The 21052-nt window shown below is 62.5% G+C and carries 18 protein-coding genes; 15 read left to right on the forward strand and 3 right to left on the reverse strand.

What is annotated here, in order from left to right:
* The 7 genes from VN004_RS11485 to VN004_RS11515 form a co-directional block, all read left to right on the forward strand.
* A partial coding sequence (locus VN004_RS11485) for an efflux transporter outer membrane subunit (protein WP_325610064.1) occupies nucleotides 1-958 on the forward strand: 958 nt, incomplete at its 5' end.
* Between the two features lie 10 nt (nucleotides 959-968).
* Nucleotides 969-2138, forward strand: coding sequence for an efflux RND transporter periplasmic adaptor subunit (locus VN004_RS11490; protein ID WP_325610067.1), 1170 nt, complete (start codon nucleotides 969-971; stop codon nucleotides 2136-2138).
* Between the two features lie 34 nt (nucleotides 2139-2172).
* Nucleotides 2173-5340 carry a CusA/CzcA family heavy metal efflux RND transporter gene (locus VN004_RS11495; RefSeq protein ID WP_325610069.1) on the forward strand — a complete coding sequence of 1056 codons (3168 nt, stop codon included), beginning with the start codon at nucleotides 2173-2175 and terminating at the stop codon, nucleotides 5338-5340.
* 137 nt (nucleotides 5341-5477) lie between these two features.
* Nucleotides 5478-6845 carry a carbohydrate porin gene (locus VN004_RS11500; protein ID WP_325610071.1) on the forward strand — a complete coding sequence of 456 codons (1368 nt, stop codon included), beginning with the start codon at nucleotides 5478-5480 and terminating at the stop codon, nucleotides 6843-6845.
* Between the two features lie 123 nt (nucleotides 6846-6968).
* Nucleotides 6969-7967, forward strand: a complete 999-nt coding sequence (locus tag VN004_RS11505; protein WP_325610111.1) for a small ribosomal subunit Rsm22 family protein — start codon at nucleotides 6969-6971, stop codon at nucleotides 7965-7967.
* Nucleotides 7968-7975: 8 nt separating this feature from the next.
* Entirely contained in the window at nucleotides 7976-10564 is a 2589-nt protein-coding gene (locus VN004_RS11510; RefSeq protein ID WP_325610074.1) for a DUF3772 domain-containing protein, read from the forward strand.
* Between the two features lie 95 nt (nucleotides 10565-10659).
* Nucleotides 10660-11178 carry a CAP domain-containing protein gene (locus tag VN004_RS11515; RefSeq protein ID WP_325610076.1) on the forward strand — a complete coding sequence of 173 codons (519 nt, stop codon included), beginning with the start codon at nucleotides 10660-10662 and terminating at the stop codon, nucleotides 11176-11178.
* A gap of 4 nt (nucleotides 11179-11182) precedes the next feature.
* Here VN004_RS11515 and VN004_RS11520 read toward each other — a convergent pair whose 3' ends face one another.
* Nucleotides 11183-11704 carry a GNAT family N-acetyltransferase gene (locus VN004_RS11520; protein WP_325610078.1) on the reverse strand — a complete coding sequence of 174 codons (522 nt, stop codon included), beginning with the start codon at nucleotides 11702-11704 and terminating at the stop codon, nucleotides 11183-11185.
* Between the two features lie 65 nt (nucleotides 11705-11769).
* Here VN004_RS11520 and VN004_RS11525 point away from each other — a divergent pair, with 65 nt between their 5' ends.
* Nucleotides 11770-13389, forward strand: coding sequence for an acyl-CoA synthetase (locus VN004_RS11525; RefSeq protein WP_325610080.1), 1620 nt, complete (start codon nucleotides 11770-11772; stop codon nucleotides 13387-13389).
* Nucleotides 13390-13415: 26 nt separating this feature from the next.
* On the opposite strand, the gene VN004_RS11530 is transcribed toward VN004_RS11525, so the two are convergent.
* On the reverse strand, nucleotides 13416-13718 hold the full coding sequence (locus VN004_RS11530; RefSeq protein WP_325610082.1) for a hypothetical protein: 303 nt from the start codon (nucleotides 13716-13718) through the stop codon (nucleotides 13416-13418).
* A 177-nt stretch (nucleotides 13719-13895) separates the two neighbouring features.
* Here VN004_RS11530 and VN004_RS11535 point away from each other — a divergent pair, with 177 nt between their 5' ends.
* From VN004_RS11535 to VN004_RS11545, 3 genes are all read left to right on the forward strand, one after another.
* Nucleotides 13896-14330, forward strand: coding sequence for a hypothetical protein (locus VN004_RS11535; protein ID WP_325610084.1), 435 nt, complete (start codon nucleotides 13896-13898; stop codon nucleotides 14328-14330).
* 89 nt (nucleotides 14331-14419) lie between these two features.
* Nucleotides 14420-14608 (forward strand): hypothetical protein, encoded by a 189-nt coding sequence (locus tag VN004_RS11540; protein WP_325610086.1) that lies wholly within the window; start codon nucleotides 14420-14422, stop codon nucleotides 14606-14608.
* Between the two features lie 120 nt (nucleotides 14609-14728).
* On the forward strand, nucleotides 14729-15103 hold the full coding sequence (locus VN004_RS11545) for a hypothetical protein (RefSeq protein ID WP_325610089.1): 375 nt from the start codon (nucleotides 14729-14731) through the stop codon (nucleotides 15101-15103).
* A gap of 21 nt (nucleotides 15104-15124) precedes the next feature.
* On the opposite strand, the gene VN004_RS11550 is transcribed toward VN004_RS11545, so the two are convergent.
* Nucleotides 15125-16048: a LysR family transcriptional regulator gene (locus VN004_RS11550; RefSeq protein WP_325610091.1), complete on the reverse strand. Its 924-nt coding sequence runs from the start codon at nucleotides 16046-16048 to the stop codon at nucleotides 15125-15127.
* 99 nt (nucleotides 16049-16147) lie between these two features.
* On the opposite strand from VN004_RS11550, the gene VN004_RS11555 reads away from it, so the two are divergent.
* From VN004_RS11555 to VN004_RS11570, 4 genes are read left to right on the forward strand one after another with little or no spacing between them, the layout of a single operon-like run.
* Nucleotides 16148-17599 carry an aldehyde dehydrogenase family protein gene (locus tag VN004_RS11555; RefSeq protein WP_325610093.1) on the forward strand — a complete coding sequence of 484 codons (1452 nt, stop codon included), beginning with the start codon at nucleotides 16148-16150 and terminating at the stop codon, nucleotides 17597-17599.
* A gap of 4 nt (nucleotides 17600-17603) precedes the next feature.
* Nucleotides 17604-18650: a membrane dipeptidase gene (locus VN004_RS11560; RefSeq protein ID WP_325610095.1), complete on the forward strand. Its 1047-nt coding sequence runs from the start codon at nucleotides 17604-17606 to the stop codon at nucleotides 18648-18650.
* Nucleotides 18651-18652: 2 nt separating this feature from the next.
* Entirely contained in the window at nucleotides 18653-20386 is a 1734-nt protein-coding gene (locus tag VN004_RS11565; RefSeq protein ID WP_325610098.1) for a hypothetical protein, read from the forward strand.
* On the forward strand, nucleotides 20383-21030 hold the full coding sequence (locus VN004_RS11570) for a DUF3726 domain-containing protein (protein WP_325610100.1): 648 nt from the start codon (nucleotides 20383-20385) through the stop codon (nucleotides 21028-21030). The genes VN004_RS11565 and VN004_RS11570 overlap by 4 nt, the downstream gene beginning before the upstream one ends.
* Nucleotides 21031-21052 lie beyond the last annotated feature (22 nt).

Consider the following 21052-nt stretch of genomic DNA (forward strand, 5'->3'; position numbering starts at 1 on the left):
TCAGCGCGAGGCCGCCTATCTCACGCTCGCCGCCAACATCGCCTTGGCCGCCGTGCAGGAGATGTCGCTGCGGGGACAGATATCGACGACCACGCGCATCATCGGCTCGCAGACAAGCTTGCTGGACGTTCTGCGAAAGCAGCACCAGGCAGGCCAGATTGCAGAACCCGATGTTGCCGCGCAGGAGACGGCGCTCGCCCAGGCTAAAATGTTGCTTCCCGGATTACAGAAGCAACTGGAAGCCCAGCGTCACTCCCTGTCGGTGTTGACCGGCCGATTTCCAAGCCAAGGGGTAAACGCCCAGTTTCAGATGGGATCGATTGCCTTGCCGCACACGATTCCGGTCAGTCTGCCCGCCGACCTTATTCTTCAGCGACCGGATGTTCGTGTCGCCCAGGCCAACATGCGCCAGGCCAACGCGCAGATCGGTGTCGCGCTCGCAAACCGCCTGCCGCAAATAACCCTGACGGGAAATCTGGGAAACAGCGCGGTGGCGATGTCGCAGCTGTTTTCTCCGCACACCGGTCTCTGGATGTTGGCAGGCAATGTGCTGCAGCCGATTTTTTCCGCTGGCACGCTTCTGAACAAGCAGATCGCAGCCGAGGAAAACTTCGCGCAGGTCGAAGCCCAATACCGGACCGTGGTGCTGACGGCGTTCCAGAACGTCGCCGATTCCCTGCGCGCCTTGCAGGCCGATTCCCGGGCACTGGTTGCGGCAAAGGAAGCCGAACGCGCCGCCGAACGCAGCTTCGAGCTCACGCGGCGTCAGATCGAGCGAGGGCAATCCAGCGTTCAGCTGCTGCTGACTACCCAACAGGCATTTTTGCAGACATCAATCGCGCGGGTTCAAGCCGAAGCGCAGCTGCTCACCGACGCGATTCTCCTGTTTCAATCGCTGGGTGGCGGCTGGTGGAACAAGGCCGCAGACCCACAACTCGTGACCGCGAACAGACACTAGGTTCAATGTGATGAAACGCGTCAGCTCCATCTCTATTGCTTTTGCGGTGGGATTTTCGCTGTATCCGCTTGCGGCCAATGCCGCTCCGCCCGCCGACGCGCGGGTCGTCAGGGTCGGCAGCGAGCAAATGCTTCAACTCTCCGTCGCACCTGCTGAACAATATGATTTCAAGCTCAGGAAGTCGGCGATCGGCCAGATCGCATTCAATGAGGATGCCAGCACCGTTGTGCTCACTCCATTTTCCGGACGCGTCACCCGGTTGATTGCGCGGGTCGGCGACCAGGTGCGCGCCGGCGATCCGCTCTTCGAGATCGATAGTCCGGAGGTCGTTCAAGCGCAGACTGAATTGATCGCCGCCGTTCAGGGACTTGAGAAGGCCAAGTCGCAACATGCGTTGGCAAAGCGGGTTTTTGACCGGCAGAGCCTGCTGCTTTCCGAAAAGGCCACCTCGCAGCGCGAGGTCGATGAAGCGCGTAATGAACTGGCCGGCGCAGAATCCGATCTCGCCGTCGCCGAGGGCGCTCTGAAGTCCGCACGCAACCGCCTTCGCGTCATTGTCGGACGGGACGATAACGAGGTCGCCCGGATCGAGAAGGAACGTACGATCAATGGGCTGATCACCGTGAATGCTCCCATCGCTGGTACAGTGATCAATCGCAAGGTCGGTCCAGGGCAATATGTCCGCAGTGACAGTGGCGAACAGCTCTATGCGATTTCCGACATGTCGACGATGTGGCTGAAAGCGCATGTACCGGAAAGCGATATTCCATACGTGAAGGTTGGCCAGGAACTCGAGGTGAAGGTGCTGGCCCTACCTGACCGCGTTTTCAATGCCCGCATCATCGCCATCGGTTCCTCGTCCGATGTGGGGACGCGCCGCGTTGTCGTACGGTCGGAGATTCCAAATCCCGATGGCATGCTCAAGGCCGAGATGTTTGCAAATTTTCGCATCGTCGTGTCGGCGGAAGCGGCCTATCCGTGCGTCCCGACCGCAGCCGTCATCCGTGAAGGCGAAAAAGCCCTCGTTTGGGTGCAATCCGGGCCGCAGGCATTTGAGCGCCGCAACGTGACGATTGGTTCCGAGCAGGACGGCCGGGTGCAGATCCGCGACGGACTGAAACCTGGTGAGATTGTCGTCGTACGCGGAGCGATCTTCGTCGACAACGAGGGAAAGCAGTGACCCGCACGCAGAAGCGCAGGACGGTCGCCGCATAATGATCCGTGGCATTATCGCGTTTGGGCTGGCGCGCCAGTGGCTCGTCCTGATTGGCTTTTTTGCCTTTCTGGGCGTGGGCTACGCGGCGTTCCGTACGCTCAACATCGAAGCCTACCCGGATCCCGCGCCCCCGATCATCGAGATCATTGCGCAATGGCCGGGCCAGTCTCCGGAAGAGGTCGAACGTTACGTCACCATCCCGATCGAACTCGCGGTCGCGAGCACGCCAGGCTTGAAGTTTGTGCGCTCAAATACGGTCTTTGCGCTCAGTTTCGTCCGTCTGCAGTTCGAATACGGGCAGGACTACCATTTTGTCCGCCAGCAAACGATCAATCGCCTAAAGGATGCGAGTCTGCCGAATGACGTTCAACCGGTCATTTCGCCGGCAGGCGGCATCAGCGAAATCTTCCGCTACGAGCTTCGCGGTCCACCGGGAATGGACACGACGCAGCTCAAGACGCTTCAGGACTGGGTGGTTGAACGACGTCTACGCATCGTTCCTGGTGTCGCAGACGTCGCGGTCATGGGCGGCAACACCAAGGAGTTTCAGGTCGAGATCGATCTTAACAAAATGATGGCTTCGGCGGTCACGCTGCCGCAGGTGGTCAGCGCGATCTCGTCGAGCAATGTGAATGTCGGCGGCCGGACCATTTCGATGGGCGAACAGTCCGTCAATGTGCGCGGCCTCGGCGTATTGTCGAATCTGGACGACATCCGCAACATCGTCCTGACACAGCAGGCCGGTGTCCCGGTGCTTCTGTCCGACATCGCCAATGTGAAGGTTGGCTTCAAGCCCAGGCTTGGCATGTCGGGCCGCGACGATCGCACAGATACCGTGACTGGCATCGTGCTGATGCAGAAGTTCGAGCGCACGATGGACGTCGTCAAGCGTGTGCGCGAAGCCGTGCATAAGATCAACACCGACGGCACCCTGCCCAAGGGTGTTGAAATCGTCCCGTTCTATGATCGCGGCGACCTCGTAGCGATCACCGTGGATACGGTGATGCACAATCTCCTGTTCGGCATCGCTCTCATCTTTCTCATTCAATGGATTTTCCTCGGGAATCTTCGCTGCGCAATCATTGTTGCAGCGACAATTCCGGTCGCCTTGCTTCTTGCGGTGATGATCACCGTTTTGCGCGGCGAATCGGCCAACCTCCTGTCAGTCGGCGCCATCGACCTCGGCATCATTGTCGACGGCACCGTCATCATGGTGGAGAACATTTTCCGGCATTTGGCCCATTACGATCCGCACAGTGTTCCGCCGTCCGACCGCCACAGCGAGCGTCAGCGCCGCATTCTCATCGCGGCAGTTGAAGTCGATCGCCCGATCTTCTTCTCGGTGATCATCACCATCGCGGCCTTCATCCCCCTGTTCACGATGCAGGGTGTCGAAGGGCAGATATTCGGCCCAATGGCTCGAACCTATGCTTACGCGCTTCTTGGTGCGGTGATTGCGACTTTCACCGTGACGCCGGTCGTCGCTTCGCTGCTGCTGCCCGAAAGGGTCAGCGAGGTCGAGACAATCCTGGTGCGCGGATTGCGCAGGGTCTATCAGGCCATCCTGCCGCTCGCCGTCCGGAATGCGCGCATCTCGGCGATGATCGCCGTCGCGTTCCTTGTCGTCTGCACGGTGCTGGGCATGCGACTTGGTACTGAGTTCCTGCCCAAGCTCGAAGAAGGCAATATGTGGATTCGTGCCACCATGCCGCCCACGATCGCGCTGGAAGCGGGCATGGATACGGTGGCTCGCATCCGAGCCGTTATCGGAAGCTATCCGCCGGTTCGTACCGTGATTTCGGAGCAGGGCCGAGGAGAGGAGGGGCTCGATCCGGACGGGGCGTTCCTCGCCGAATTCTTCGTCCCGCTGAAGCCTTTTGATCAATGGCCGAAGGGGCTGACGAAAGAAGCCCTGGTGAAGGAATTGAGCGAGCGCCTCAATCGGGAATTTGTCGGCGTCGACTTCAACTTCTCACAATATATCCAGGACAATATCGAAGAGGCGGTGTCAGGCGTCAAAGGCGAAAACTCGATCAAGATTTTTGGCCGTAGCCTCGAAGAGCTCGAGCGAATTTCGAAGGACCTGAAAACCGAGATATCGAAAGTCGAGGGCGTCCGTGACCCCGCAGCCTTCAACCTGCTCGGTCAGCCAAATCTGACGATACGCATCGATCGCGCCGCCGCTGCCCGTTACGGCTTTTCGGCTTCCGACATCAATACGGTAGTTCAAGCCGCGATTGGTGGGCAGGAGGTGACCCGCGTTTATGAAGGGGAGATGAATTTCGGGCTGACGGTGCGGCTCGCGCCGAACTATCGAACCAGCGTCGACGCGATCCGAAACATTCCGGTCGCGCTGCCGAGTCAGGATCCGAAAGCGCTTCCCGCTTACATTCCGCTCGGCAATCTCGGCGAGGTGAAACTGGAGTCCGGCGCCGCCTATATCTATCGCGAAAACAGCCAGCGCTTCATCCCCCTGAAGTACAGCGTGCGCGAACGCGATCTCGGATCGACCGTGGCCGAGGCGCAAGAGCGCGTCGCGCAAACGGTAAAGATGCCGCAAGGCTACAGCATGGAATGGTCCGGCGAGTTTGGCGCGTTGCAGGATGCCAAACGCAGGCTCGCTTTCATCGTGCCGCTGAGCCTGTTGTTCATCCTGATGCTGCTTTACAGCCTTTTCAATTCGTTCCGGGACAGCCTGCTGGCGCTATCCGGCATTCCGTTCGCGGTCGCAGGCGGGGTGCTGGGTCTTTATGTCGGCGGACTGAACGCCAGCGTCTCGGCGGCTGTCGGCTTCATCTCGCTGTTCGGCGTCTCGGCAATGGATGGCATCCTGCTCGTCTCTTACATTCGCAACAATATCGACGAGGGCATGAATACCGAGGCGGCCATTATCGACGCCGGTCAGACCCGGATGCGCCAGATCTTCATGACCGGACTGTCGGCTTGCATCGGTCTCGTCCCGGCCGCGATTTCCACCGGAATTGGCTCGCAGGTGCAACAGCCGCTCGCCTGCGTCATTGTCGGCGGCATGCTCCTGTCACCGATCTGCAGTCTGCTCGTCATCCCGGTGATGTCGCGGCTCTTCATGCCGGCGGTCCCAGGGAAGGACAAAGCCCGGGACATTGCGTCCGGCGCCGGGGCGGAAGTCTCCACTCATCCGGCCTGAAATCGTGAGGTTTCCGCGCGCCACGCATCGAGCCGCAGTATTGCAATTGCGAATTAGTTGCAATAAGGAGAGATGGTTCTTCTTGGCGATTGTCGTGAAACTGTCCATCGTTCCAACCTCCGAGTCTGAGGCCCTCAGTGACCCTGCTCGCTCCGCTTTGCCGATCCGCCGGCCTTGCACTGCTAGGCGCGCTTGCAGCGAGCCAGGCCATGGCGCAGGCATGGTGGGATAGCGCCCCGAAGGGCATTCCCGATCCGTCGGTGGCCACCAGCCTTCCGAGCAACGGTGACCCATGGGGCTGGCGCCAATGGTTGTCCGAGCGCGGTGTCGTATTCGGCATCGAACACACACAGGATGTCTTGTCGAACCTGCGCGGTGGACGCCAAACCGGAACCGTTCAGCAAGGTAAAGTTCAGGAGATCATCACCGTCGATCTCGAGAAGCTCGCTGGCGCGAGGGGCCTCTCATTCTTCGCCAACATGTTCCAGATCTACAATGACGGCCGGATCCGCCGTGATTACGTCGGTGGGATCAATACCATCGCGGCCATTGAGGCGATGCCCTCGACCCGGCTGTCGGAACTCTGGCTGGAGCAGAAGTTTGCCGGCGACAAGGCGAGCATCCGTATCGGACAGCTCGCGGCGGACAGCGAATTCTTCTACAGCGAATTGTCCACGATGTTCCTGCAGAGCGACTGGCCGACCATCGCGGCTGCCAACCTGCCGGGAGGCGGCGCCGCCTACCCGCTGTCGACTCCCGGCGTCCGCCTCAAGATCGAGCCGATGAAAGACGTCGCCTGGTTCTTTGCTGTGCTGAACGGCAATCCTGCGCGTCCAGATACTGACCCGGAGCTCAGCAATCGGCGCGGGCTGAATTTTCGGGTCAACGATCCGCCATTTCTGATCAGTGAAGTTCAGTTCACCCGCAACAACGACAAGAAGGATGTCGGACTGGCATCGACATTGAAATTGGGCGGCTGGTACCACACAGGCGCATTCGCGGATAATCGCTATGCGAATGATGGCCTGCCGCTGGCGGATCCCATGAGCACGGGAATCGCGCGCCAGCACAATGGCGACTATGGCGTTTATGCTATCATCGATCAGCAGCTCTACCGGCCGCCAGGCGGCGACAATCAGAGTGGCATCTCCGTTTTCAGTCGCATTTCCGCGAGCCCGAATGACCGCAACCAGATCAGCTTTTATGTCGATGGCGGCATCATTTTCGCGAATCTGTTTGCGAGCCGCCCCGACGACCGGTTCGGAGCCTCCGTCATTTTCAGCAAATTCTCAAAAGGCGTGCGAGGATTTGAGGCCGACGTTTTTGCTTTCACTGGTGTTCCGGAGGTCGTTCAGACATATGAAGCCAATCTCGAGTTGACCTATGTCGCTCAAATCGTCCCGGGCTGGACGATCCAGCCCGATCTTCAGATCATCTGGCGCCCCGACGGCGGCGTTTGGCCGAATGCAATGGTGCTCGGAGCACGGTCCCTGTTGCGGTTTTGATTTTGCGTGAGACGTTTTCTGGGCGAATGAGGTGAACTGGCGCTCGTACGAGCATGCGAAAGGCGCGGCGTTGAAACGACGACATCTCCAATGTCCGTGCACGCCCAGTCGCAAGACGTGAAGATGCAATTACCGGCTGCGTTGCACGAGTTGATTGACCAGGCGCTGGACGGCATTCCGCTGGCCGATTTGCGCAGCGCTTCCGCGCGGCTGTCGGCCCGCTACCGGGCCGAGACCCGCGATGGCCGGGCGCATGTGTCGGACGATCTCGCAGCGCGTGCCTATCTGGCGGTGCGCATGCCGGCCACCTTCGCTGCGATCCGCGCCAGTCTCGACGCGGTCCGTGACATGCTGCCGGATTTTTCACCCGGTAGCGTCCTCGACGTCGGTGCCGGACCCGGCACCGCTTTGTTTGCCGCGCGTGATTGCTGGCCCCGCATTTCACGAGCGACCCTGATCGAAGGGAGCGCTCTTATGAGGCGCTGGGGCGAAGCGTTGGTCGCAGCGTCCTCTTTCGAGGGAGCCGCGTGGCAATCGGCTGATCTCGCCTCAATGCCGCCGGCGCTGACGCCACACGATCTCGTCATTCTTGCCTATGTGCTCGACGAGCTTGCGCAGGACCAGCGGGGCCCGCTGATCGCGCGGCTGTGGGAGGCAACAGCGGACACCCTGGTTGTGGTCGAGCCTGGCACCCCCGCCGGATGGTCGCGGATTCTCGAGGTGCGGGATCAACTGATCGCGGCCGGCGCTCATCTCGTTGCGCCCTGTCCGCATGCGCTGACCTGCCCGCTCCGCGCGCCGGACTGGTGTCATTTCGCGCGCCGTGTGGCGCGGTCGCGCATGCATCGCCGAATCAAGGATGCGGACGTGCCCTGGGAAGACGAGAAATTCATCTATATCGCGGCCTCCCGGCATGCGCCGCGGGCGGTCGCCGCCCGTGTCATAGCGCCGGTCATGGCTCGGGGCGGCACCGTGGCGCTCAAACTGTGCGAACACACGGGCGTTGCGCGCGAACATCTCCTGTCGAAACGGAACGGCGCAGCGTTCAAGGCGGCGAGGCGGCTTGCATGGGGGGATTGCGTGGGCGAGCATGCCTTATTCCCTGCGGATTCCGCTGTTTGACAGGGCCGATGTCGAAACTCGCTCTCGTCCGCTTCGCGATCGTCGCCTGTGCGCTTGGCGCGATCCTCCCGTTCGCTCCCATCGCCGCGCCGACGGCCTTCGCGCAGGACAAGCCTGCGGCCAAAGGCGACAGGAGCGAGGAGCCCGCCGCAAAGGCGCCCGCGCCGAAAGCCGGAGCGCAGTCGCCCAAGGGCGGCGAGGCAAAGCCAGCCGCGCAATCCGACGCAACCCAAAATGGCGCGCGCCGTCCGGCTCTGTCGCGCACGGCTCCGGCCATTGAGCGGTTGCGCGAGGCGATTGACCAGATCGATGCATCGCTTCGCGCCGCCGATATCGGCGATTCGACGCTGGTTCAGCACCGCGGACGGCTCGAACCGGTTCGCGATGAATTGCGCGAAATCATAGGCTCGCTGGAAAGCCGGCATGCGGATGTCGAAACCCGTTTGAAGCAACTCGGCGCAGCGCCCGAGGAAGGCGAGCCGAAGGAAGACCCGGCCCTGACCGAGGAGCGGTCGCGGCTCGAAGAGCGCCGTGCCGTCCTCGATGGCGCTCTCAAGCAGACACGGCTTCTTCAACTTCGCGCCGACAATCTTTCAGTGCGCATCACCGAACGCCGGCGTGAATTGTTCACCCAGCAATTGCTTGGGCGAAATGCCAGTGCGGCCGATCCCGCCTTCTGGGCGCAGGCCGTACGCGCCACCCCGGATGCGTGGCATGGACTGGTTCTGGTTGGCCAAGGCTGGATGGATCATCTGACCGCCAACGCGACGCAGTGGAATCTTGTCGCTGCGGGCGTCGCACTGCTTGTGTTCCTCATATCCGCCGGCTTGTTCCTGCGCTGGTTCGTGCGCCGTGATTTTCAGCCGAAGGAACTCGGTACGCGATTTGCGAAATCGTTCTTCGCGCTGAAGTCGCTGATCCGGATTGGCGTGACCAGTCCGGCGATCGTGCTGGGGGCGCTGCTGATCCTCAATGCATTCGGTCTCCTGACCGAACGTGTGGGCACGATCGGCCTGTCACTCGTCGCTGCGGTCGGGATCGCTGCTTTTGGCCACGGCGTTGCGATCGGATTGTTTGCGCCGGACGAACCGGACCGGCGACTGCTTGCCGTGAAGGACGAGACCGCTCGCCTCGTTGCCGGGCGGCTCACCTGGGCGGCCCGCATTCTCGGCGCCGTCGTCCTGCTCAATGCGGTTTTGCAGGCCATCGTGGCGCCGGTCGCCCTGACGGTCGCGACCAACGTGATCTTCGCCGTCATCATCGTCGCGCTGCTCTCGCAATTCCTGTTTCTCCTGGGACACCGCGAAGCGCTCGAGGACGATGTCGCAGGGTCGGGGTGGTTGCGCAGCGCCGGATGGCTGCTGGCCATCGGCATCATCGCCGCCCTGGTGACCGGATATATCGGCCTTGCCGCGTTCCTCGCCGGGCGTTTTCTCGCCGCGCTCGGGCTGATCGGCGCACTTTATATTCTGCTCACCTTCATCGACGCGCTGTTTACCGAAGTACTCACGGCGTCCTCACCGCGTGGCAGAGCCGTGGCGCACTTCTTCGGAATGCGGCCGCGCTCGGTTGAACTCTTGGGCACGCTGCTCTCCGCCGTCATCCGCCTTCTGCTGGTGCTGGTGGTGCTGATGCCGCTGCTCGGCCCCTGGGGAATCTTTGCCGCGGATTTCGTGGGCGTCCTCAAGGACGCGACCTTCGGCTTCAAGATCGGGGACGTGACGATTTCGCTCAGGACGATCGTCATCGCCTTCGCGATTCTCATGGTTGGCATCCTGGCGACGCGTGCGCTTCAAAGCTGGCTCAATGCGACATTCTTGCCGCGGACCACGCTCGACCCGAGCCTGCAGAACTCGGTCTCGACCATCTTCGGATATGTCGGTGTGATCGCCGCGATATCGCTGGCGCTGGCCCAGCTCGGGGTGGATTTCCAGAAGATCACACTGGTCGCCGGCGCGCTTTCCATCGGCATCGGGTTTGGCCTGCAATCGGTTGTGTCGAATTTTGTCTCGGGCCTCATCCTTCTCGCCGAGCGGCCGATCCGCGTCGGCGATGTGATCGCAGTCAAAGGCGAGGAGGGCCGGGTGCGGCGCATTCATGTGCGTGCGACCGAAATCGAGACCGGCGACCGGGCAAGCGTGATCATCCCCAATTCCGAGCTGATCACCCAGGTGGTCAAGAACCGCACGCACACCGACTCGTTTGCCCGCGGCGCGGTTCAGGTCGGCGTCGCCTATGACAGCGACGTGGCAAAGGTCCGCGATACGCTGCTCGACATCGCGCGGTCTCACCCTCACATCGTGCAGACCCCGGGGCCGACGGCGTTTTTGACCGGATTCGGCGAAAGCGCCATCAACTTCGAGCTCAGCTGGCTGGTGCGCAATCTCGGCGATAGTGCTGGCGTGAAGAGCGATATCTGTTTCGCGATTCTCGAGCGCTTCCGGGCCGCAGGCATCGTCATGCCCTTTCCGCACCGGACTATCGCCATCGAGGGCCCCGCAGACGATGATGTGGATACGGCGGACACCACACCGCGATCCGGGCCTGAAAAGCCCGCACCCCGACGCGCGGCCCCAAAAAAGCCCAAAGCGCGGTGATTTTGGCACCCCGGCGGCCGATTTACCGTTCAGTTAGCAATTTGCTGCCAATGCTGGGTGCGGGGGATTTTCCAAATATGGCGGGTGGCCGTCCTATGGTTGCGGCGTTTCTTTGCGGGCTCGGTCTCGCGCTGTCCGGCTGCGCAACCGAACCGCCGCCGTCCCAGCCGTCATTTTATCAGAGCATGGCGCGCCCCGGAGCGCAGCTTGACCCGCAGGCCGCCGCCTCGATGATTTCCGGCTATCGGCGCAACAACATGCTGTCCGAGGTGACGCTCGACCCGCAATTGATGCGAATGGCCGAAGAGCAGGCGCGCGCCATGGCCACCAAGGACAAACTCGACCACAACGTCGCCGGCAATTTCCAGCAGCGGCTGCGCCGGTCCGGCTATCGCGCGCAGGTCGGAGCGGAAAATATCGGCGCGGGCTATCACACCCTGGCCGAAGCCTTCTCCGGATGGCGCGACTCGCCCTCCCACAAGGCGAACATGCTGCTGAAGGGCGCGACCCAGATGGGCATCGCCGCCGTCTATGTGCCGAACACCAAATACAAGGTGTTCTGGGCGCTGGTCCTGGCTGCGCCCGATCAGCGGACGGCGCAATTGGCGCAATAGCCGATCACGTAAGCTCACGCTGCATGTGCATGGCGCCCGCTCCGTATTTGGCCCGCGTCGCCGCCTGCAACGCATCGTCATCGGTCCGTAGAAATCCCATGCGCGTCCAGAACGGACCACTGCCGCTGACCGCGACCAGGATCATCCGGCTCACTGGGATTGCGCGCGCGACTTCGACCAGCTTGGGGACCAGAACGGATGCGAGTGACCTGCGCCGCAGGGACGCATCCACGGTCACGTCATGGATGAAATGGGCATCCGGCTTGTCGGGGAGCGACGTCAGGAATGTGTCGAGCGCCGGCGGTTGCCCGCCTCTCCAGGGATGCGAGAAACAATAGCCCGACAGGGGCGCATCCGGGCCGCCAAGAACGAAGCAGCCATCCGGGAATAGCTCGAATTTTTCGGCCAGCACGGCAATGCGTTCCGGAAAATCCGGATGGATGCGCTGGGCCAGCACGTCGACTTGCGCGAGATCGGCCGCCGTCATCGGGCGCCATTGAAACGGCGTCGGGCTGGTATCGCTCATCGCATGCATCGGTTGCTGGACGCAGACCTCTTGCCCGACTAGCTTGCAGCCCGCAAGGCGCCGGGATGCTTCCTCCAATTCACGATTACGACAGGCTCTATCGCGAGTTCCGCTGGGCGATTCCGGCCCGATACAATATCGGCGTCGACGTTTGCGACCGTTGGGCGCAGCGCGACCCGCGGCGAACAGCCATCATTCACATTCGCGGCGACGGGCAGACCGACACCATCAGCTTTCTCGCGCTGATGCGGATGTCCAACCAGCTTGCCAACGCCTTGCGCGCGCACGGTATCGGTCGCGGCGACCGCGTCGCCATTTTGCTGCCGCAGATGCCCGAGGCCGTCATCGCGCATATCGCCGTCTACAAGCTGGGCGCCGTGGCCCTGCCGCTCGCGCTTCTGTTCGGCACCGAGGCGCTCGCCTATCGTCTGCAGAATTCCGGCGCGAAGGCGGTCATCACCAACGGTTTCGGTCTGCAGAAGATCGCAGACCTTGACGCATTGCCTGCTGATCTGCAGCTCGTGATCTGCACGGACGGCGACGCTGACGGTGCGACCGGCCTTGAATCGCTTCTGGAAAAGGCCTCCGATTCCTTCACGGCCGCGGATACGTCGGCCGACGATCCCGCGATGATGATCTACACCTCGGGGACCACCGGCCCGCCGAAGGGAGCGCTTCACGCGCATCGCGTGCTGCTCGGCCACATGCCCGGCTTCGAATTGCCGCACGACTTCTTCCCGCAACCCGGTGATCTGTTCTGGACGCCGGCGGACTGGGCATGGGCTGGCGGCCTTCTCGATGCGTTGCTGCCATCCCTGCATCACGGGATTGCGGTGGTGGCGCGCCGGTTCGACAAGTTCGATCCCGAGGAAGCCTACGCGCTCATGGCGCGCGCCGGGATCCGAAACGCTTTTATCCCGCCGACCGCGCTGCGGATGTTGCGCTCGGCGCCCAATCCGCGCGGACGTTACGACATCAGACTGCGCAGCATCGGCTCGGGCGGTGAGGCGCTCGGCGAAGAAACGCTGGAATGGGGCAGGGAGGCGTTCGGTCTGACCATCAACGAATTCTACGGCCAGACCGAATGCAATCTCGTGCTGGCCTCCTGCGCGATGCTCGGGGTGTCCCGGCCCGGCGCGATCGGCAAACCGGTACCCGGTCACATCGTTGCAGTCATCGACGCGGATGGGGCGCACGTGAAGCCCGGCACGATCGGGCAGATCGCTGTGCGCCGGCCGAACCCGGTGATGTTTCGCGAATATTGGGGCCGCCCGGACGCGACGCGCGACAAGTTCATAGGGGACTGGATGACGACCGGCGATCAGGGGCTGGTCGACGATGACGGTTATGTCCACTTTGTCGGCCGCGACGACGACGTCATCACCTCATCCGGCTATCGGATCGGGCCAGGTGAGATCGAGGATTGTCTGATCCGGCATCCCGCCGTCGCGCTGGCTGCCGCGATCGGCAAGCCCGATCCGCTGCGCACCGAAATCGTGAAGGCATTCGTAGTGTTGAAGCCAAATGTGATCACCCCCCGGGATCAGTTGGCAGCCGAATTGCAGGACTTCGTGCGCACCCGGCTCTCGGCGCACGAATATCCCCGCGAGATCGAATTCATCGAAGAGATGCCGATGACGACCACCGGCAAGATTATCCGCCGGGTCCTGCGTCAGCGCGCGTAACAGTTCGGGACAGGTCTGGACGGCAATCAATTGCGATAGTTGCAAGCCGTGAACCGCCCGTAGCCTTCGTCGATGTAGCACTGATTCCGAAGATACTCGGGCACCTTGTATGGCTTGCCATCCGGCCCGAATGAAGGGTCTGCAAACCCGCGGTAATGAAACGGGGCGGCCGGCGGATTTGGCTTGCGGGGATGTGGCTTTTGCTTCTGCGCCGCAGAAAATTCGATGTTGCGCTGCGATAACTGCACCCCTTCGTTGGCCTGGATTTGCCCCGGCACAACGATGCAGATGGAAAAAGCCAGCAGTAAAGCGAAGGTCTTGGTTCGCATTGGTCAGTCTCGACAGAGTTGCGAGGGAGCGATCGGCGCTCAACGCATATATGCGATATAGGGATGCCGGGTCGCAGTGAAACACTTTAATGTGTATCCGATAGGCAGGCCGGAAGCGGTCATTTGCCCTAATATGCGTCTCCGACGTTAAGAATCTGCGGCGGGTGTCGCCGGCGATTGATTGAGGTCAACGCGCAAGGCTTCGATTCGTCCGCACAATCAAAAATTCATGTGCAGGGAGGAGTTGCTATGTCGCCCAACGAAGCGCCGACAAAATGGCCCTCGCCTTTCAGCGCGACCGACTTTGCGAAATTCGGAAAAGAGCAGGCCGACACGCTCGCGGAGATGCAGAAGGAGCTCTCGCGGCTTGCCGAGCAAGCCAATGCAGACTGGATGTCGCGCATGGAGCTGGAGCGGGATCTGGCATCCGAACTCGGTGGCAAGCTCTCCCAGGCGAAAAATCCGGCCGATGCAGCGAAGGCCTATCAGGACTGGATGGGGCGGCGCGTCGAGATCATGTCGAAGGACAGTCAGAAATTTTTTGCGGATACTCAAAAGTTCGTGACGGCGATGACCCGTTTCCTGACGGGAGGACGAAGCTTCAATAGCTGAAACGGCAGCGCGGTGACTCCATCGTCGCTCCGCTTGTCATCGGCTCCGAGGGTGCCGAACTGCAATCAAAAAGAGATGGGAGAACGCCTATGGTTGAGAAGGTTGAGACCCAGCCGAATCTCGATACGTTGGAAACCTCCACTTCGGCCGACCTGATCAAGCTGATCCGCAAGCTGCGCTGGATCGGACTTGAGGAGGAAGCCCGGCAATTGCAGGTGGTTCTCAGCCGACTTCCACCAGAGGAGCGCGCGGTCGCGCCCTCGATCCAGGCCGATTGAGCGGCGTAACGGGGCATGCGGGTTCCGTTGGTGCGAACATCGCGATAGGCCGCGACCCGAGTCCCGTATATAAGTGTTCGGAAACGCCCCGGTCGCCGGGGTGGTCCCCCACAGTTACCCATGAACATGAACAATGACATTGTCGATGGCCGCGCGATTGGCCGGCAACAATTGCTGCAATTGCTGCGCGATGTCTGCAACAACGCGATCGCGCTCTGTGAGAGAGACCTGATCAATTCGAGTCAGTGGCCATCGCGCGCCCGGCTCACGATCAACTCCTGCGCCACGATGCAGCGCGGCGTCCTCGGTTCGTATCCGAAACTGGCAGACGAGCTCCATATTTTGGCGACCGAGATCCACATTGCGGTCGCCGCGAAGGAGCATGACGATTTGTTTGCGTCCCGCATCCAGAAGATCAGGGAGGCGATCCGGCGCGTGCAGCAAGTCGGCTTTGAATCGGACCGGCCTTCGCCGCCGCCGCCGCCGCAGGAGTGACCGACCGCCGGCGTCGTGGCGTCAGTGGCGCTCCGGCTGGACGTCTTCGCTCAACGTAATTGAGAAATCGCCGGCGATCTCGCGCAAGGCCCCTCGAACGATGTGAAGAAGCGCGGCCGTCGCCGGCGACAACGCTTCGCCAGCCCGCGTGATCACGCCGACGGTACGCCTCGCATCCGCCTCTTCAATCGGAACAAAGCCGACGTCCGACGGCAGCTCGCTGACCGAGAGCTGCGGGAGGATGGTGATGCCGATATTGGCGCGGACCAGCGCGAGCAGCGATAGCACGTTGTAAACGACGATCGGCGCCTGGGCCGGCGGCGGCAGCGTGCCGATCGTGTTGGTGTCTGAAATCGCGTTTGCGAGGACCGTGCGGCCGATCAGGTCCGACCAGCGGCGTCCGCTGCGCTTGCGATACAGCGGGTCGTCGCGTCGGCAGACGATCCCGAGCGGTTCCTCGAACAATGGGGTGAACGAAAGCGCGCGGCGTTCGCCGGACATGCTGGCGATGCCAAGCTCGACCGTGCCGGACTGGACGAGGTCGGCCACGCTTCGCGAATCCGCATCGCGCGCGGTGATTTCGACCGCCGGCCATTGTGTCCGAAATCGTGCGATCACGGTCGGCAGGATCGTGACCGCGATCGACGGCACCGACGCGATATCGATGCGGCCGATGGCGTTTCGCGAATAGGCCTGCAGCGTGGCGAGCTTGCGGTCGACATGGCTTAGAAGGTCGCGGACTTGCGTCTGCACAAAGCTGCCGACCGGGGTCAGCCGGTTCTTTCGGCCGCCTTCAAACAGCGGCGCCCCGATATCCTGCTCGAACTGTTTCAGCTTTTCGGACACAGCCGACGGCGTCCGACCGAGACGCTCGGCCGCGAGCCGGATGCTGCCAGATTCGGCGACGGCATCGAAAACACGAAGGGTTGCCAGAGAGGTTCGCATGAGCTCAACATTCGGAAAATCCGAAATATACTATCGGATTTCCGAATTGACCGAAATATGTCTCGGGCCTTCGATGTCGCAACGGAACCAGGGCAAGCCATGGCATCGGACAAGCACAATTATATTGGCGGGCGATGGGTGGCCGGGGGCACCTCGCGGGCGAGCATCAACCCCTCCGATATCTCGGACATAGTCGGCCACTTTTCTGAAGCGACACCGGCCCAGGTGAACGATGCGATTGCGGCCGCGCGGGATGCTGCCGCGGTGTGGGGCGTCTCGCCGCTCGAGGCCCGGTACAAAGCGCTGATCGCGATCGGCGACGAGATCTGCGCCCGCAGCCAGGAGCTTGGCGAACTTCTGTCCCGTGAAGAAGGCAAGCCGCGCGCCGAGGGCGTCGGTGAGGTGTTTCGGTCCGGGCAGTTCTTCCAGTATTTCGCTGCGGAAGCGCTCCGTATTTCAGGCGACGCCGTCGATTCGACACGCCCCGGCATCGAGGTCGATGTCCGCCGCGAGCCGGTGGGAGTCGTGGCGGTGATTTCGCCGTGGAATTTCCCGCTCTCCACGGCGTGCTGGAAGATCGCGCCGGCTCTCGCCTTCGGCAATGCCGTGATCTGGAAGCCGGCCAGCGCGACGCCCGCGATCGCATGGCAGCTCGCGGAAATCATCAGCCGTCAGAACCTTCCGGCGGGCACTTTCAACCTGCTGATGGGGTCGGGCAGCGTCGTCGGCAACGCGCTCGCCGGCAGTCCCGATATCGACGCGGTCAGCTTCACAGGCTCGTATGAGGTTGGCCGCGAGGTCGCGACCCGTGCCGCACCGAATTTCACCCGCATCCAGCTCGAACTCGGCTCCAAGAACCCGCTCGTGGTCATGGACGATGCCGACATGGAGCTTGCGGTCGCGCATGCCCTGAACGGCGCCTTTTTCGGTTCGGGCCAGAAATGCACTGCATCCTCGCGCCTGATCGTGCATCGCAAGGTACATGATGAATTTGTCTCCAAGCTCAAGGCCAAGACGGAAGCCCTGGTGGTAGGTCATGCGCTCGACGAAGGCACGCAGATCGGGCCGGTGGTCGACGAAAAGCAGCTCAAGACGGCGCTGGATTACGTCAAGCTCGCCGAATCGGAAGGTTGCGAGCGCGTGTGCGGCGGCGAGCGGCTGACGCGGCGCACCGAAGGCTATTACTTCGCGCCGACGCTGTTCATCCGAACCAGGAACGACATGCGCGTCAATCGCGAGGAGATGTTCTGTCCGATCTCCTGCGTGATCGAGGCCGGAAGCTACGAGGAAGCGTTGCAGCTTGCCAACGACACGCCATACGGGCTGACCTCAGGCATCATCACGAAGTCGCTGGCGCGCGCCAACCACTTCCGCCGCAATTCGAAGACCGGCTGTGTGATGGTGAACCTGCCGACCGCCGGCACCGATTATCACGTGCCGTTCGGCGGGCGGAAAAAGTCGTCCTACGGGCCGCGCGAACAGGGACGCGTGGCGGTCGAATTCTTCACGGTGATGAAGACGTCCTACGTCAACGCGGGAATGCCGGAGTAACGACATGACCGCAGGCGATCGCTTCCTCATCGACGGCCTGCAATATTGCAATTGGTCGGAGAAGATTTTCAGGGAGCTTCGCGCCGGCGGCATCACCGCGATCCACGTCACGATCTGCTACCACGAGAATTTCCGCGAGACGATTGCCAACATCGCGCAATGGAATCGCTGGTTTCAGGATTTCCCCGATCTGATTTGTCCGGCCCGTACGGCCGACGACGTGCGCCGCGCGAAGCGGGAGGGGCGCACCGCCGTCATCTTCGGTTTTCAGAATCCGGCGCCGATCGAGGATGACCTGTCGCTCGTCGAGATCTGGCATCAGCTCGGCGTGCGCTTCATGCAGCTCTCCTACAATAACCAGAGCCTGCTTGCGACGGGCTGCTATGAGGCGGAAGATCCCGGCATCACCCGCATGGGTCGTGAAGTGATCCGCGAGATGAACCGGGTCGGACTGGTCATCGACATGTCGCACTCGGCCGAGCGCTCGACGCTGGAAGCGATCGAGCTATCGTCGCGGCCGATTGCGATCACCCATGCCAATCCGTCGTCCTGGCATGACGTGCCGCGCAACAAGTCGGACACGGTGCTGAAGGCGCTAGCCGGGAGTGGCGGCATGCTGGGCTTCAGCCTCTATCCGCTTCATCTCAAGGGCGGCTCCGGCTGCACGATCCGCAGCTTCTGCGAAATGGCTGCCAGTACGGCCGAGCTGATGGGCGTTCGCCATCTCGGGATCGGTTCGGATCTGTGCCAGGATCAACCGGACTCGGTGGTCGAATGGATGCGTGTCGGCCGCTGGACGCGCGACACCCGCGGCGCCGCGGGACCGCTCGGCGCGGCGGTCTTTCCGCCGCAGCCGGACTGGTTCCGCAACAACACGCAATTCGCCGGCATTGCCGACGGTCTCGCCGAAGTGGGCTTCTCGGCCTCCGAGATCGACGGGATCATGGGCGGCAACTGGCTCGACTTTTTCGAGCGGTCCTTCGGTGCGGCGGGGCAGGAGCAGCCGGCGCAAAATCCGGCCGCCAGGCGCGCCGCGAGCAAGGGCGTGTGATCATGATGAGACCCGACCCGGTCTTGCTTGATCCGAACGCGCCGACCGCCGGCTCCCAATCCGCATTGTCGGTCGCGCTCCGCTCACCCGATATGGTGATGCGCCTCGACCGTCTCGGCAGCTTCCACCAGACGCGCCTGTCCTTCATGCGCGTTCTGCTGCGCCGCCTCGACCGCGACGGATGGCGTCTCACGCGTGAAACCTGGGACGTCGACGCGCGCGGCGAGGGCGTCGCCGTGTATCGCGCGAAGGGGCCTGCACGCACATACAGCCTTGTCGCCTTCGCGCATGACCTGCCGCCGGAAAAGCGAACCGATCGCGTGATCGCCGAGGAATGGGACGCGACCTTCGCCCTGTTCGATGGCGACCCGACGCCCGCCGACATCGAGCGGCTGCGCGCCAATGTCCCGCGTCAGGAAGCCGGCCGCGTCAGCGACAGCGAGATCGTTCTTGCGCGCGCCAACAAGAGCGTGCGCCTGTTCGAACAGGCTGCGGCGTGTCTCGCCGAAGGGGTACAGCCCCGGCCGGAGGATCTGACACCGGTCGGCTATCTCATGCGGACCACGGCGGTCTATGGCAGCGGCAAGTTCGGCCTTGCGGTTCGCGAAGCGATTGCCGGGCGCGAAGAACTTCACGCGCCCTTTCAGGCGGAGATGCTCGCCGTCTTCCTGATCCGGGCCTTCACATTCGATCTGCTCGATCATACCGCGCTCGTGCGATCCCCGCAGCGAGCGGTGACGCTCGCGCCAACACTCCGGCGCAGCCTCGGCGTCGGCAATGCCACCGGACTCGGCATGGCGCCGTTCCTGGTCAATCATCCGGCGCTGCTCGATCGCTGGATCACGGCGCGCGAAACCGCATTGGCGCGCGTCCGCTCTCAAACCGCCGCGGAGAAGTGGCAGCGACTGCCGATCCTCGTGCGGCGTGCGCAGAAGCTGACGGCGACATGGAACACGACCGACGCGTTGCAGGAGCAGCGCATTGCGGACCTCGCGGCGGATCTCGAAAAGCTCGCCGCGAAAATCGATCAGGGGCCGTTTGGCGCTTTGCCTTATGACGCGCTCTATCGATGGGCCGAAATGGCTCTCGGCCTGGAAGCGCAGGAGATGCTGGTCTCGCTGCTGATCGAACCGCATGGCGATCTTGTCGACGATCTGGCGGAAACGATGGCGTGCGATGAGGATGCGGAATTCACGATCGACGGCAGCATGACCGTCGGCGCGCTCATGGCGTTCATTGAGCAGAATTATCGCTTTGCGATCACGACCGATTTCAGCGCGGCCGAAGCCCAAGCCCGCTTCTGGTATGTCTCGGAAGAAAAGCTCGAGCCGCGGCTTGGCGAGCGATACGAAGAAGATGGTGCCGAGCGGGAGCAGCCGCTTGGCATCGCCCGCGATGTCGCCGCGCTTTACCGCGCCTTGCAGGCCGCCGTGGGCGATGACCGGGTTGCGACCTTCCTGATGCAGCAGCCGCAATTCCGGCACCTCGTCCGCCGCGTGCAGATTTCGGCGCGGCATCCCTATGCGGAAGTGCGCGACAACCTCTTGTCGGCGGCCATGCGCCCGGTCGATCTGCTGCGCGCCAAGCTGGCCTGTTTCGGTGCAACGCGGTTCGATCCAAAGTCGGATCGTTGGGTGCGCATCACCATGTTCCAGAATGCGCCGCTGTTCGACGAGATCGGGCGGTGCGATGCGGACGATTGGGTTCTGCCGCCCCTCGAGGGGGCGGCGATATGACCTGGTCGCTCAATGAGCTTGAAGCCGAAACCAGGAAGGCGCTCCGCGGCGCCGGCCTGCCCTGGGGGCTCGCCGAGGAAGGCGGCAAGGCGGTGCGCTGGCTTGCCGCGCACGGTGTCGACCCGGTGCCGGCGCTGAGCGATATTCTCGAACGGCACGACCGGGGCGAGGGCGTGACCACGCGCTTCGCAGAGGCGAACGGGCGCTGGCATGCAACGGCGCCGATCTGTCCAATCACACTGGGCGCAGCCTTGTGCGACAACGCGGATCGCCTGTCCGCCGTCGACTTCGTCGCCGGCCCGATTGCGCGACCGTTACTTATTGCGCCATTCGCTGCCTTCGCTGCGCGCATTCTCGGGCGTTCTCTGCGGCTCTCCACGGGCGATTTGCAGATCGCGTTCGACGAGCGCGGCGATCCGGCCGGCGATCTTTCCGCCATCGATGTTTCGGATGTGTCCGACATCCATGTCAGGCTGAATGATGTGGCCGCAGGCGCCGGCGCAAGGGCGGCATCGACGCGCGGCATCGCGATTGCGGAAGGGGCATGGGCGCGCGTGGCACCGTATGTGCAAAGGACTTACGTGCCCGCGAGTGAGCTCTCACGCCGTCACGGCGCGGGCGCGGGCCTGCTCGACAATGACTGATATTCGCAATTGAGCATCGCTG

It is taken from the genome of Pseudorhodoplanes sp., assembly GCF_035565855.1.
In the GTDB taxonomy this organism is placed as follows: domain Bacteria; phylum Pseudomonadota; class Alphaproteobacteria; order Rhizobiales; family Xanthobacteraceae; genus Pseudorhodoplanes.

Bases quoted from the DNA above. Each gene is read 5' to 3' on its own strand.
- VN004_RS11530 (WP_325610082.1), bottom strand. From the start codon at position 13,718: ATGCGAACCAAGACCTTCGCTTTACTGCTGGCTTTTTCCATCTGCATC.
- VN004_RS11550 (WP_325610091.1), bottom strand. From the start codon at position 16,048: ATGCGAACCTCTCTGGCAACCCTTCGTGTTTTCGATGCCGTCGCCGAA.
- VN004_RS11540 (WP_325610086.1), top strand. From the start codon at position 14,420: ATGGTTGAGAAGGTTGAGACCCAGCCGAATCTCGATACGTTGGAAACC.
- VN004_RS11555 (WP_325610093.1), top strand. From the start codon at position 16,148: ATGGCATCGGACAAGCACAATTATATTGGCGGGCGATGGGTGGCCGGG.
- VN004_RS11560 (WP_325610095.1), top strand. From the start codon at position 17,604: ATGACCGCAGGCGATCGCTTCCTCATCGACGGCCTGCAATATTGCAAT.
- VN004_RS11490 (WP_325610067.1), top strand. From the start codon at position 969: ATGAAACGCGTCAGCTCCATCTCTATTGCTTTTGCGGTGGGATTTTCG.
- VN004_RS11565 (WP_325610098.1), top strand. From the start codon at position 18,653: ATGATGAGACCCGACCCGGTCTTGCTTGATCCGAACGCGCCGACCGCC.
- VN004_RS11515 (WP_325610076.1), top strand. From the start codon at position 10,660: ATGGTTGCGGCGTTTCTTTGCGGGCTCGGTCTCGCGCTGTCCGGCTGC.
- VN004_RS11505 (WP_325610111.1), top strand. From the start codon at position 6,969: ATGCAATTACCGGCTGCGTTGCACGAGTTGATTGACCAGGCGCTGGAC.
- VN004_RS11520 (WP_325610078.1), bottom strand. From the start codon at position 11,704: ATGAGCGATACCAGCCCGACGCCGTTTCAATGGCGCCCGATGACGGCG.
- VN004_RS11545 (WP_325610089.1), top strand. From the start codon at position 14,729: ATGAACATGAACAATGACATTGTCGATGGCCGCGCGATTGGCCGGCAA.
- VN004_RS11495 (WP_325610069.1), top strand. From the start codon at position 2,173: ATGATCCGTGGCATTATCGCGTTTGGGCTGGCGCGCCAGTGGCTCGTC.
- VN004_RS11510 (WP_325610074.1), top strand. From the start codon at position 7,976: ATGTCGAAACTCGCTCTCGTCCGCTTCGCGATCGTCGCCTGTGCGCTT.
- VN004_RS11570 (WP_325610100.1), top strand. From the start codon at position 20,383: ATGACCTGGTCGCTCAATGAGCTTGAAGCCGAAACCAGGAAGGCGCTC.
- VN004_RS11525 (WP_325610080.1), top strand. From the start codon at position 11,770: ATGCTTCCTCCAATTCACGATTACGACAGGCTCTATCGCGAGTTCCGC.